Here is a 13,216-nt window from a genome sequence, read left to right on the forward strand (position 1 = left end):
TTCCTTTCAGACGGCCTGACGGCTGGGTCAAAGTGCTGATTAACGGTTTTTCAAAATATCGGCAAAATATTCGGTCACTTCCGCCAAACGTCCACCCTGCTCGGCATAAGGCTGCATGACGGCCACCAGCTGCTCCAATACTTCGCGCGTTTCGGTTTGCGCGTGTTCGCGGTAGAGCCACATATTTTGCATGGTCACCGTGGTCAATTCCTCGCGTACATTCAGCAAGAGCAAGTGTCGGCAAGACTCATAGCCTTGACGCAAATCGCCGGCCGCATAGGCGGTAACCGACAATTCATAGTCGATGTCCAACTGATAAACATTGCTTTGGACAAAAAGAATATCGTCGTTCGGAAACGGAATCCGTTTCGCCATCAGACCGATTGCATGGGAAATACGGTATTTTCCCTCCTGACGCAGCATGGTTTGCGCAAGGTAGAGACACTCGGCACGGCGCGGATTGTAATCGTAGCCTGCCAACCAAGTCGCCAAGGCTTCATCGCGTTTGCCCATTAATTTGTAGCACTCGCCCAGCTGTTGGTAAGAAACCGACACTTCCTCGATCCAACCGCCCAACTCGATGCGTTTTTTAAACCATTCGCTCGCACGCTCGGGCATATCAGAATCCCAATAAGAACGCGCCGCGTAAAAGGCGTAACGCGGTTTCAGGTCTTCATCTTCAGGACTGTAAAACGCTTTTTCCAAAGAAACGGCGTCAAGCAGGTATTTGTTCGCCATATTGCTGCGTGCGCCGAAACGGCCGCTGAGAACCGTATAGTCGCCATGAAGTGTGGCTTCGCTGGTATCTTGTTTGTCGGTTTCGATAAACTCGTGCAACACGCCGCGCCAGTAGAATGTGCCGTCATTGCGCAACAACAGCGGACGGTAATAAACCACGCTGCCCATGGCATTTCTCATGCGGAGGCGGTAACGGTCGGCGGTCAGCTCGGGCAATTCCAATTTACCTTCAAAGCGGTCGTCCGCATCAAAAATCAACACGTAATCGGTTTTGCCTTTTGCATGTTTCAATGCCTGATTGCGGTTGTATGCAAAATTTTGCCAACCATCATGATGAATCTCACCCGCGATACCCTTTGCATCGAAAAAGCGGCGGATCACGCCGACGGTATCATCGGTCGAACCGGTGTCGCTGATGACGTAGTAGTCAAGTTTGATGTGGTCGGTGATGTTGGCCAGTGTTTCTTCGATGATTGCCGCTTCGTTTTTGACAATCATATTCAAGCAGATGGTTTGGGACATTTTCAATAGCCGCATTGGTTTGGAAAGGTATTATTTTACTTTAGCATTTTGTTTTTTGCACACAAAATACTCAGGCCGTCTGAAGATTGCCTTTCAGACGGCCTAAAGTTTATTTTGCTTATCTTTTTTCCTGACGACGTATCAGATACACCGCCAACAGTGCAAACAAAACCGTCGGCAATGCACCGGCCAAAAACGGCGGCACGCCGTACAACTGGCTGGTAAAACCGAAGAGCCGTCCGGCAAAGTGGAACAGCAACCCGAGGCAGATACCGCCGAAAAGTTTCAAACCCATATTGCCGTGGCGCGTGGTTTGCGGCGTAAAGGCGAAGGCAACAAGCGCCATCACCCATGCGGCTACGGGATACACCAGCTTGCGCCACCATGCGATGGCATAGACTTGGGTATTTTGGTTGTTTTTTTCCAGATGGTCGATGTAGGTAGTCAATTCGCCGACAGACATTTGATCGGGCTTGACGAGCAATACATCCATCAGGTTGCGCTTGACGGAAATCGGCCAGTTTTCTTCGGCAGCAGTAGAAACCTCGACTTTATCTTCGCCCAATATGCTGCGGCGGATATTTTTCAGCTGCCAGCTGCCGTCAGGATTCAAAACGGCTGATTCGGCTTCTGCCGCTTGGATCAGTTCGTTTTTATCATTACGCTGCCAAATTTTAATGCCCAAAAGCGTATGGTCGGGCAGCATTTCGCGCACGTTGATAATGCTGTTTTTTTCTTTCAGCCAAAGGCCGGTATTGCCGGTACTGATTTTGCCGTTGATGGCGGCAGCTTTGATGTTTTCAGCTTTTTGGCTCAGCGTGGGTGCAACCCATTCGCCAAGCGCAACGGTGGCAATGGCGAAAATCAAACCGAACTGCGACAGAATCAACAGCAGCTTTTTGGTACTCATGCCGCTGGCTTTGATAACGGTCAGCTCGCTGCCCGAAGCCAGTTGGCTGAGAGAAATTAGGCCGCCGATCAAAACGGCAAGCGGCATCAGTTCATATGCGCGCGCAGGCATCTGCATTAAAACATACTGCCCCAATTTTGCGCCGTTATAGCTGCCTTTTCCAAGATCGCCGACTTCGTTGATGATTTCAAAAAAGCTGTACAAAGCAAGGAAGGCAAGGAGGGCGTAAACCGCCATAACCGCCATTTGACGGATGATGTAACGTGAAATCAGGTTCATTTTCCGCCTTTCAATGTCAGACTTTTGGCAACCGCCTGCCAGAAGGGTTGGCTAGGCATACTGCGCACGCGCAGCAGGACGACGGCAATCACAAACATGATGATGTGCATAGGCAGCAGTCCGAGCCAAAAATGGATTTTGCCATCTTCCACGGCGTTACGCAGGAAGGTCAGCCCGTTTTGGTAAACCAAAAACAAACCGATGGCAATCAAGATATTGTAGGTGTGGCCGCTGCGCGGATTGAAATAGGAAAGCGGCACGGCGAGCAGGCACAGCAACAAAACGCTGACGGTCAAGGAAATACGCCACATCAATTCCGCTTGGTGCTGGGGATTGCTGCTGCCAATCAGTTGGGCTGTCGGAATGGTACGGCGGTGTGATACAGGGTCGATGAGTTTCGGCGTAGTGCTGATAATCAGGCTGAGGTGTTGGAAAGAAACGCGGTTGTAATCGGCTTTGCCGGGCGTACCGCTGTAACGGTAGCCGTCGCGCAATTCAAGCGTACGTTTGTTGTCGGTCAGCGAAAAATTGCCCTCTTTGGCAAAAACGATGTTGTCGTTGCCGTTTTTGTCCTGCTCGCGCAGGAACAGGTTTTTCATGATGCCGGATTCGGTATCGAAGGTTTCGACAAAATAAACCCTGCCGTTACGCTTACCCAAGCTATTAAACTCGCCGGCTTCCACCAAAGACAATTCCTGCTTCTGCTTCAAGATTTCGGCATATTCGCGGCTGCGCAACTCTGCCCACGGCATCACCCAAAGCTGCATGACGGCAATCAAAATGGCAAACGGCACGGCAAACTGCATGACCGGGCGTATCCATTGTTTCAATGCCAATCCGCAGGAAAGCCAAACCGACATCTCACTGTCGCGCCAGTAGCGGGTCAATACGGTCAACGTACTGATAAATGCGGTCAACACCAGCAAAAGCGGTGTCATGCCGATTACCCAGAAGCCGACTAAGGCCAACACGGCATCGATGGCGACACGCCCGTCGGCTGCGCGGCCAAGCAGGTTGATGGCCTGCGTGGACACCAATACCGCCAAGAGGACGACAAAGATGCCGACGGCGGTAAAGGAAAGTTCTTTAATAAAGTTTCTTTGGTAAATCATAAGATTGAGCGTGGTATACGGTTTATGGGAAACCTATATTTATTAATAAGGCTTCAGACGGCATGACACAAATGGAGTACAATGATTTTCATCTGTTCGGACGGTTGGTCACAGGCCGTCTGAACAACCGACAACCGTTCCAATCAGGAGAATAAACGTGAAATTTAGCACAAAAGCCGAAACTTTGCAGGCTCAACAGGCAGGTGCGCAATTATTTGTCTGCGCCGACGCATCGCAACTGAGCAACCCGACTGCCCTCGCCCTCTTCGCTTCCCTTGAAGAAGGTCAAAATTTCGCCGACACCAAAATCCCGACGGACAACGGTTTGCAAGCCATTGCCGTTGCCCGCCTCGAAAAAACCGACCGCGCCACATTGAACAAAGCCGCAGCCGAAGCCGCCAAATGGGCGCAAAACCAAGAAACGGTCAATGTGGACGTTCACGCCTTTGAAGAAGCGCAAGCAGCAGCCATTGCCGAAGCGTTTGCGATTGCTTTCGGCAATGCCGCCTACCGTTTCGACCGCTACAAAAAAGAAGCCAAACCGGCCAAATTTGCAGAAGCCGTGTTCCACAGCGCGCACGAAGCCGCCGTCAAAGAAGCCCTGCGCATTGCCGAAGCGCAAGTTTACGGACAAAGCCTCTGCCGCGACTTGGGCAATGCCGCACCAAACGAATGCACGCCTGAATTCCTCGCGCGTACCGCCAAAGCCGAAGCCGAAAAATTGGGCGCACACGCTAAAATCATCGAAAAAGACTACATCAAAGAAAACATGGGTTCGTTCTGGTCTGTCGCCAAAGGCAGCGTCGAAGACCCATATTTGGTCGAATTGAGCTATTTCGGTGCGGCCGACAAAGAAGCCGCGCCTGTGGTATTGGTCGGCAAAGGCATTACCTTCGACACCGGCGGCATCTCCCTCAAACCCGGCCTGAACATGGACGAAATGAAGTTTGACATGTGCGGCGCGGCAACCGTCATCAGCACCTTCTGCGCCGCCGTCAAACTGCAACTGCCGATCAACCTCATCGCCGTCGTCGCCACTTGTGAAAACATGCCTTCCGGCGCGGCAAACAAACCGGGCGACGTCGTGAAAAGCATGAAAGGCTTGACCATCGAAGTGTTGAACACCGATGCCGAAGGCCGTCTGATTTTGTGCGACGCGCTCACTTACGCCGAACAATTCAAACCCAAAGCCGTTATCGACGTCGCCACCCTGACCGGCGCGTGCATTATCGCCTTGGGTCATGACGTCAGCGGCGTGATGGGCAACAATCAAGATTTGGTCGACAGCCTGCTGGCCGCTTCCCGCAATGTGGACGACAAAGCATGGCAACTGCCGCTCTTTGAGACCTACAAAGACCAACTCAAATCCAACTTTGCCGACATTCCAAACATCGGCACGCCGGGTGCAGGCACGATTACCGCCGCAACATTCCTGTCTTACTTTACCGAAGACTATCCATGGGCACACCTCGATATCGCAGGTACCGCATGGAAATCCGGCGGTGAAAAAGGTGCGACCGGCCGCCCTGTTCCTTTATTGTTGAACTATCTGCGCAATGTGAAATAAATCTTGGGGAAGCCTGCGGGGTTAATCGTTTCAACCCTGCAGGCCGTCTGAAAACGGAATCCGCATTATCTGACTCAACCTGACAAACGGAGAACCACCATGAAACCACTATTTGCCGCATTATCTGTCGCCTTTCTGCTCGGCACATCCATAAGCGCTCAAGCTGCCGAACAAACCACCCCCACCGACCGCAACATCCAAGTGTACAAAAAAGCCGACTTAGCAGAATGGAACCGCGAAAATGCAGCCGGAGGCCAAGGCCCGTTGCTCGGCAGCTTTGCCTTCACGCGCCATCAAACCGCCGACCAAGACGCATTCAAAGAAATCGGCTGGCTCACATTACCGCCGGGTGCTTACATCGGTCAGCACAAACATACCGGCAATGAAGACGTTTACATCATCGTATCCGGCAAAGGCCTGTTTACCGACAGCGAAGGCAAACAAACCGAAGTCGGCGCCGGCGACATTACCATCGCCCGCCCCGGCCAGTCCCACGCACTCAAAAATATCGGCAAAAAGCCGTTGGTATTCTTAGATTTGATTGCAGAGACTGCTGGCGCTAAAGCCGCCGAAACCAAGTAATGCTTTCAATGAAAACAAATAATCTGCCGTGATTTTCTGCCTTACCCAAATCCGGCAGCAGAGAGACTGTTCCGTTTTCATTTAAACCTACATACAAGCTAAAGGCCGTCTGAAAACCACGCTTCGTTTTCAGACGGCCTTTTTTTCTCAAAAATCTTATCATATAAATAATGAAATGTTATATAATAACAGCCTTTCAAAATATGATGAGAAACTAAAATGACACAAACCACACTCAAGCCCATTGTTTTATCTATTCTTTTAATCAGCACCCCTATCCTCTCTCAAGCGCATGAAACCGAGCAGTCGTTTGACTTAGAAGAGGTTACCGTCGTCGGTAAAAGCCGTCCGCGCGCCACTTCGGGGCTGTTGCACACTTCGACTGCCTCCGACAAAATCATCTCCGGCGATACATTGCGCCAAAAAGCCGTCAACTTGGGCGATGCTTTGGACGGCGTACCGGGCATTCATGCCTCGCAATACGGCGGCGGCGCATCCGCTCCCGTTATTCGCGGTCAAACAGGCAGACGGATTAAAGTATTGAACCATCATGGCGAAACGGGCGACATGGCGGACTTCTCTCCCGACCATGCCTTGATGGTGGACAGCGCCTTGTCGCAACAGGTCGAAATCCTACGCGGTCCGGTTACGCTCTTGTACAGCTCGGGCAATGTAGCCGGTTTGGTCGATGTTGCCGATGGCAAAATCCCCGAAAAAATGCCTGAAAACGGCGTATCGGGCGAAGCCGGATTACGTTTGAGCAGCGGCAATTTGGAAAAACTGACATCCGCAGGCATCAATATCGGACTGGGCAACAACTTCTTGCTGCATACCGAAGGCTTGTACCGTAAATCGGGCGATTATGCCGTACCGCGCTATCAAAAAGAAGAAGGCCGTCTGAAACGACTGCCCGACAGCCATGCCGATTCAAAAACCGGCAGCATCGGCCTGTCTTGGGTGGGGGATAAAGGTTTCCTCGGCGTGGCGTACAGCGACCGTCGCGACCGCTACGGCCTGCCTGCCCACAGCCATCTCTACGACGACTGCCACGCCGACATCATCTGGCAAAAGAGCTTGATTAACAAACGCTATTTGCAGCTTTATCCGCACTTGTTGACCGAAGAAGATGTTGATTACGACAATCCGGGCTTGAGCTGCGGCTTCCACGACGACGATAATGCACACGCCCATGCCCACAACGGCAAACCTTGGATAGACCTGCGCAACAAACGCTACGAACTCCGCGCCGAATGGAAACAGCCATTCCCCGGTTTTGAAGCCCTGCGCGTACATCTGAACCGCAACGACTACCACCACGACGAAAAAGCAGGCGATGCAGTAGAAAACTTCTTCAACGACAAAACACACAACGCCCGTATCGAGTTGCGCCATCAACCCATAGGCCGTCTGAAAGGCAGCTGGGGCGTGCAATATTTGGGACAAAAATCCAGCGCGCTTTCCGCCATTCCCGAAACCGTCCAACAACCGATGTTGATTGACAACAATGTGCGTCATTACAGCTTTTTCGGTGTAGAACAAGCAAACTGGGACAACTTCACGCTTGAAGGCGGCGTACGCGTGGAAAAACAAAAAGCCTCCATCCAGTACGACAAAGCATTGATTGATCGGGAAAACTACTACAACCAGCCCCTGCCCGACCTCGGCGCGCACCGCCAAACCGCCCGCTCGTTCGCGCTTTCTGGCAACTGGTATTTCACGCCACAACACAAACTCAGCCTGACCGCCTCCCATCAAGAACGCCTGCCGTCAACGCAAGAGCTGTACGCACACGGCAAACACGTCGCCACCAATACCTTTGAAGTCGGCAACAAACACCTCAACAAAGAGCGTTCCAACAACATCGAACTCGCGCTGGGCTACGAAGGCGACCGCTGGCAATACAATCTGGCACTCTACCGCAACCGCTTCGGCAACTACATCTACGCCCAAACCTTAAACGACGGACGGGGCCCCAAATCCATCGAAGACGACAGCGAAATGAAGCTCGTGCGCTACAACCAATCCGGCGCGGACTTCTACGGCGCAGAAGGCGAAATCTACTTCAAACCGACACCGCGCTACCGCATCGGCGTTTCCGGCGACTATGTTCGAGGCCGTCTGAAAAACCTGCCGTCCCTACCCGGCAGGGAAGATGCCTACGGCAACCGTCCTTTCATCGCACAGGACGACCAAAACGCCCCCCGCGTTCCGGCTGCGCGCCTCGGTGTCCACCTAAAAGCCGCGCTGACCGACCGCATCGATGCCAATTTGGACTACTACCGCGTGTTCGCCCAAAACAAACTCGCCCGCTACGAAACGCGCACACCCGGACACCATATGCTCAACCTCGGCGCAAACTACCGCCGCAATACGCGCTATGGCGAGTGGAATTGGTACGTCAAAGCCGACAATCTGCTCAACCAATCCGTTTACGCCCACAGCAGCTTCCTCTCTGATACGCCGCAAATGGGCCGCAGCTTTACCGGCGGTGTGAACGTGAAGTTTTAAAATCAGATAGACAAACAAAAAAGGTTTTCAGACGGCCGTCTGAAAACCTTTTTCTTGTTTTAACCAATCATTTAAAACTGACTATTAATCTTTCAACACATCTTGCGCAGCCGCTTGAATCTTAGCCGCCGCTGCTTCGATTTGCTGCTGTTCGGTAGATGGGTTTGCCACTGTTTCAACCGGGGCTGCTTGAGAAGCAGGCGCGGCTTGTGGAGCTGCGGCTTTAGGCTCAGATTCAGTTTGCGGCGCAGTCAGCGGCAAACGCGCCAATACAGTGCTGACGCCGGTAACTTTATCGCCAATCGCCACTTGCGCCTGCGCATCGACAGGCAGATACATATCCACGCGCGAACCAAAGCGGATAAAGCCATAGCGTTCGCCACGGGACAGTTTCGCACCGGCTTGGGTGTAGCACAAAATACGGCGCGCCACCAAACCGGCCACTTGAACAAAAGTAATTTCACGACCAGAAGCCGTAATCGCCAAAACCGCATTACGTTCATTTTCCATGCTGGCCTTATCCAAATCCGCATTCACGAATTTGCCTTTGTTATAGACCACTTTCGTTACCGTACAATCAGCAGGCGATTTTTGCGAATGCACGTTGAACACGTTCATAAAAATACTGATTTTCAAAGCATCGACATCACGATACGGATCGCGTGCACGCTCAACCACCACGATACGGCCGTCAACCGGGCTCAACACCGCTTCAGGATTTTGCGGAATCTCACGCGCAGGGTCACGGAAAAACTGCAAAGCAAATACAGTAAACACCCAAAACGGCAAAGACCACCAGCCGCAGCACATCGACACCAGCAGGCTCAAAGCCAAACCGCCGCCGATAATCGGCCAGCCCTCACGGGCGATAATCGGGTGGGGATACAAACGGTTCATCACTTATCCTTCATTTAATAATTTCAAAATTGCCGCCATTATATCTGAAACTCCAAACATTGAGGCCGTCTGAAATGTTCAGACGGCCGGTGTCTTTTGTAAAAAATACTCAACATAGATAAAGTTTCAGTTTCGGCAACACAATGACGCAGCGTCCTCAACAAGCGGCTCACACGAGACAACAACTCGGCGCAAATATCATTTTGACCAAACCTCTTCCCTCGATTATCTCGACAAGCCCAGTATGACCGCCAATACCAGCCAAATCCAATGCCGACGGCGCGATGTAGAGAACAAAGAGCGTTGAGACAGCAAACGCGTTTGGCTCAACTGATACGCCACATCTGCGAGCTTAATCAACTGATTGCCCTGTCGTGTTTTGCTTTCTTCCACTTTACGCAGTTTCAAATTTTCCGCTTCAATCCGCAGCCGCACCAGCTTAGCCTCTAAAAGCAGCAGCTCACGCTCTTCTTCATACTCCTGTTGCTTCATCGTCCGCATCCTTATCTATCTCACCCTCACCGCGCAAATACGCAATATCCGATCGAATATCCTGCAAGGTTTCAGCCACACGACTGCCCTGCTCCCGATAGTCCGCCGATACTTTGCGGAACAATACGGCAATAATCAGCAGGCTTACAAAGAAAATGCCGAAAAATACCCACAAAGCGGCCACATCCGACAGCATGCGGTTCAAGCCAAACAGCAAACCGACCAAGCCCACCATCAACAGCGCGCCGGACAACACCAGCCATATCGCTAAACGGAACACATTCTCAGCCTGACGTGTCAAATCCAAGCTCAATACCTGCAAACGCAGCAACAGCAAATCCGCGCCCTGATTCAACAAAGCCTTGCCATGTTCAAAACGCTGGCGAATTCCCATCTTAACTATCCTTTTTTTCAGGAAAACATAAGGCAGAGGCCGTCTGTACGGCGCAATGAAATCCATGATTTCATGTACACGCCTGTTCAGACGGCCTTAACATATTCGCATTAACGGCGGTTCAACAACACACCGACAACCAAACCGGCCAATGCGGCAAAACCCATTGCATAATATGGTTTTTCATGTACCGCTTCATCAGCTTGTTTGGCACCGCGTTTCAAGCGTGCACCAGCATCTGATTCTAAATCGGAAAAAAGCTCTTTACCATCTTTAAATCGTTCGCTAATTTCTTCTTCGAAGCTGCTAAAACGCTCTTTGGCTTCTGCCAATTTTGCTTCCAATTTAGCGCGAATTTTACTACCCTCTTCCGAACCGGCTTCAACACCATTGCGGTACAGTTCATCCACATCATCCATTACTTCTCGGATATCTTCCAACAAAGCATCACGACGTTTTTCAAAATTATGTTTTTTCATACTACTCTCCTATAGATTGATATGATCACAGATTGTTTATCTGTTAATAGTATTATAACCATTTATTTCCAAATAAACGTTAATTTAAATTAAATTAAGTTCCTATAACGAAAGCAACCCAATGAAATTAAAAAAGGCCGTCTGAAAACTTCAGACGGCCTTTTCAATTCAGCTTAAAGACTTGAGTCTTATGCCAAACCTTTTGCTTTCAACACTTCCAGCATGGTAGTGCCCAACTCGGCAGGGCTGCGGGTGTAAGCGATACCGGCTTTTTCGAAAGCGGCGAATTTTTCTTCGGCAGTACCTTTACCACCGGAGATAATCGCACCGGCGTGGCCCATGCGTTTGCCTTTAGGAGCGGTAACACCAGCAATGTAACCTACAACAGGTTTGGTTACGTTGGATTGGATGTATTCGGCTGCTTCTTCTTCCGCAGTACCGCCGATTTCACCGATCATGATGATGGCGTCAGTATCTGGGTCTTCTTGGAAGAGTTTCAGTGCGTCGATTTGGTTCATACCAGGAATCGGGTCACCGCCGATACCGATACAGGTTGATTGACCCAAGCCCAGTTTGGTGGTTTGTGCCACGGCTTCGTAAGTCAATGTACCGGAACGGGAAATAATACCGATGCGGCCAGGTTGGTGGATATGGCCCGGCATAATGCCGATTTTGCACTCACCTGGAGTAATCACGCCCGGGCAGTTAGGGCCGACCAAGCGAGTACCGTTGCCGTTGGTTTCCAAGTAACGTTTGGCTTTGAGCATGTCCAAAGTAGGCACGCCTTCGGTAATCACAACGACCAAGCCTACGCCTGAATCAACTGCTTCAACGATAGAGTCCAATACAAACGGAGCTGGAACGTAAATTACAGATGCGTCTGCGCTGGTTTCTTTAACGGCTTCTTTCATGGTGTTGAACACGGGCAGGTTCAGGTGGGTTTGACCGCCTTTGCCCGGGGTAACGCCGCCGACAACTTTAGTGCCGTAAGCCAGAGCTTGTTCGGAGTGGAAAGTACCGTTTTTACCGGTGAAACCTTGAACCAATACTTTGGTGTCTTTATTAATCAATACGCTCATTCTTTTCTCCTTAGGCGTTTACGGCTGCAACAATTTTTTCGGCTGCGTCATTCAGGCCGTCTGCAGAAGTCAGTTTCAGACCTGATTCGTTCAGGATTTTCGCGCCGAGTTCGGCATTGTTACCTTCCAAACGAACAACGACAGGAACGTTGACGTTGATTTCTTTCACGGCTGCCACGATGGCTTCCGCAATCATGTCGCAACGTACGATACCGCCGAAGATGTTGATCAATACGCCTTTAACGGATTTGTCTTCCAGAATCAGTTTGAACGCTTCAACCACGCGGTCTTTGGTTGCGCCGCCACCAACGTCCAAGAAGTTGGCAGGTTGGCCGCCTTTGAGTTTGATGATGTCCATAGTGGCCATCGCCAAACCGGCACCGTTAACCATACAGCCGATGTTGCCTTCCAGGGCAACATAGTTCAGGTCGAATTCAGAAGCTTTCAGCTCACGTTCGTTTTCTTGAGATTTGTCGCGCAATTCAGCGATTTTTGGCAGGCGGTAGAGCGCATTGCTGTCGATACCGATTTTGCCGTCCACGCAAGCCAGTGCACCGTTTTCGCGAACTGCCAATGGGTTTACTTCAAACAGGGCGAAGTCGTTTTCGATAAACGCTTTGTACGCGCCAGTCATCAGTTTGACGAACTCGTTGATTTGTTTGTCTTTCAAGCCCAGTTGGAAGGCAACTTCGCGAGCTTGGCAAGGTTGCAGGCCGACCAGCGGATCAACGGTTACTTTGAAGATTTTTTCTGGAGTTTCGGCAGCAACTTTTTCAATTTCCACGCCGCCTTCGGTAGAAGCCATGAATGTAACGCGGCGGGTAGAACGGTCAACCACTGCGCCCAAATACAGCTCGGTTTGAACAGGATACATATCTTCGCAAACCAAAACGCTGTTGACAGGTTGGCCGTTGGCATCGGTTTGGTAAGTTACCAAGTTGGTGCCAATCAGGCTTTCAGCCACTTCTTTAGCTTCTTCGCGGCTTTTAACGACTTTTACGCCTCCCGCTTTACCGCGGCCGCCGGCGTGTACTTGTGCTTTGACAACAGCGAATTTGCCGCCCAATTTGTCGTAAGCTGCAGCGGCTTCTTCGCCGTTGTGTGCCAAAATACCGCCTTGTACGGGCAAACCGTAGCTAGCCAGCAGTTCTTTAGCCTGATACTCGTGTAAATTCATGGATTTCTCCTTAAGGTGAGTGGGTTTTAGGAATCGCCCTGCGGCCAATCCCATATTTTCAGACGGCCCTACTATTTACTGAAGGGCAACCACATCCGCGCCAGCAGATACATGGTTGCGCCGCCTCCTCCGAGAATAAAAAAGACAATGCCTTTTTTACGCGAATTCGGGCAGAGCAGATAAACGGCAAGGCTGAAACTGATAAACAACAATGCCACGCGCCAAACCAATTCTTTATCTTTGAAACGGTTGAGCGTATAAGTTTCGGTCATCATCACATACATCTGCCACAATGCGGCCATACACATGCTGATGATGCCCATCGGTATAAAGAAAATACCGACTATTTCTTTGTTCATAATGAATGTAAATACTGTTTGTTTGTCTGACGGAATTATAAATCAGAAAACGAAGCTCTCGGAACATTCAATTTGTCGAAGGCCTTAAGGCCGTCTGAAAAATTTCAGACGGCCTTAATGT

Annotated in this window: 13 protein-coding genes; 3 read left to right on the plus strand and 10 right to left on the minus strand. The window is 50.7% G+C overall.

Annotated features, from left to right (window positions below; all coding sequences use genetic code 11):
* Positions 1 to 39 precede the first annotated feature (39 nt).
* From ACTHTS_RS02830 to lptF, 3 genes are all read right to left on the minus strand, one after another.
* Positions 40 to 1,260 (minus strand): glycosyltransferase, encoded by a 1,221-nt coding sequence (locus tag ACTHTS_RS02830; RefSeq protein ID WP_239661346.1) that lies wholly within the window; start codon positions 1,258 to 1,260, stop codon positions 40 to 42.
* A gap of 118 nt (positions 1,261 to 1,378) precedes the next feature.
* Positions 1,379 to 2,449 carry an LPS export ABC transporter permease LptG gene (gene lptG / locus ACTHTS_RS02835; RefSeq protein ID WP_063075941.1) on the minus strand — a complete coding sequence of 357 codons (1,071 nt, stop codon included), beginning with the start codon at positions 2,447 to 2,449 and terminating at the stop codon, positions 1,379 to 1,381.
* Positions 2,446 to 3,561 carry an LPS export ABC transporter permease LptF gene (gene lptF, locus ACTHTS_RS02840; protein WP_004519285.1) on the minus strand — a complete coding sequence of 372 codons (1,116 nt, stop codon included), beginning with the start codon at positions 3,559 to 3,561 and terminating at the stop codon, positions 2,446 to 2,448. Before lptF ends, lptG begins: the two co-directional genes overlap by 4 nt.
* Before the next feature lie 157 nt (positions 3,562 to 3,718).
* Between lptF and ACTHTS_RS02845 the strand changes: the two genes are divergently transcribed.
* From ACTHTS_RS02845 to znuD, 3 genes are all read left to right on the plus strand, one after another.
* Positions 3,719 to 5,128 (plus strand): leucyl aminopeptidase, encoded by a 1,410-nt coding sequence (locus ACTHTS_RS02845; RefSeq protein WP_440369147.1) that lies wholly within the window; start codon positions 3,719 to 3,721, stop codon positions 5,126 to 5,128.
* Positions 5,129 to 5,227: 99 nt separating this feature from the next.
* Entirely contained in the window at positions 5,228 to 5,710 is a 483-nt protein-coding gene (locus tag ACTHTS_RS02850; protein WP_440369148.1) for a cupin domain-containing protein, read from the plus strand.
* Positions 5,711 to 5,929: 219 nt separating this feature from the next.
* Positions 5,930 to 8,218, plus strand: a complete 2,289-nt coding sequence (gene znuD / locus ACTHTS_RS02855) for a TonB-dependent zinc receptor ZnuD (RefSeq protein WP_440369149.1) — start codon at positions 5,930 to 5,932, stop codon at positions 8,216 to 8,218.
* An 84-nt stretch (positions 8,219 to 8,302) separates the two neighbouring features.
* On the opposite strand, the gene ACTHTS_RS02860 is transcribed toward znuD, so the two are convergent.
* The 7 genes from ACTHTS_RS02860 to ACTHTS_RS02890 form a co-directional block, all read right to left on the minus strand.
* Complete coding sequence (locus tag ACTHTS_RS02860) at positions 8,303 to 9,115, minus strand: phosphatidylserine decarboxylase (protein ID WP_070583637.1); 813 nt, start codon at positions 9,113 to 9,115, stop codon at positions 8,303 to 8,305.
* Positions 9,116 to 9,340: 225 nt separating this feature from the next.
* Positions 9,341 to 9,607: a hypothetical protein gene (locus ACTHTS_RS02865; RefSeq protein ID WP_049330958.1), complete on the minus strand. Its 267-nt coding sequence runs from the start codon at positions 9,605 to 9,607 to the stop codon at positions 9,341 to 9,343.
* Entirely contained in the window at positions 9,588 to 10,001 is a 414-nt protein-coding gene (locus tag ACTHTS_RS02870) for a phage holin family protein (protein WP_070461328.1), read from the minus strand. Before ACTHTS_RS02870 ends, ACTHTS_RS02865 begins: the two co-directional genes overlap by 20 nt.
* Before the next feature lie 110 nt (positions 10,002 to 10,111).
* Positions 10,112 to 10,480, minus strand: a complete 369-nt coding sequence (locus tag ACTHTS_RS02875) for a DUF883 family protein (protein ID WP_070583639.1) — start codon at positions 10,478 to 10,480, stop codon at positions 10,112 to 10,114.
* A 188-nt stretch (positions 10,481 to 10,668) separates the two neighbouring features.
* Positions 10,669 to 11,559, minus strand: a complete 891-nt coding sequence (sucD, locus tag ACTHTS_RS02880) for a succinate--CoA ligase subunit alpha (RefSeq protein WP_440369150.1) — start codon at positions 11,557 to 11,559, stop codon at positions 10,669 to 10,671.
* A gap of 10 nt (positions 11,560 to 11,569) precedes the next feature.
* On the minus strand, positions 11,570 to 12,736 hold the full coding sequence (gene sucC / locus ACTHTS_RS02885) for an ADP-forming succinate--CoA ligase subunit beta (protein ID WP_003675098.1): 1,167 nt from the start codon (positions 12,734 to 12,736) through the stop codon (positions 11,570 to 11,572).
* A 71-nt stretch (positions 12,737 to 12,807) separates the two neighbouring features.
* Positions 12,808 to 13,095 carry a hypothetical protein gene (locus tag ACTHTS_RS02890; protein ID WP_004519272.1) on the minus strand — a complete coding sequence of 96 codons (288 nt, stop codon included), beginning with the start codon at positions 13,093 to 13,095 and terminating at the stop codon, positions 12,808 to 12,810.
* Between the last annotated feature and the right edge of the window lie 121 nt (positions 13,096 to 13,216).

It is taken from the genome of Neisseria sp. P0019.S003, from assembly GCF_051957115.1.
Taxonomy (GTDB): Bacteria; Pseudomonadota; Gammaproteobacteria; order Burkholderiales; family Neisseriaceae; genus Neisseria; species Neisseria flavescens_D.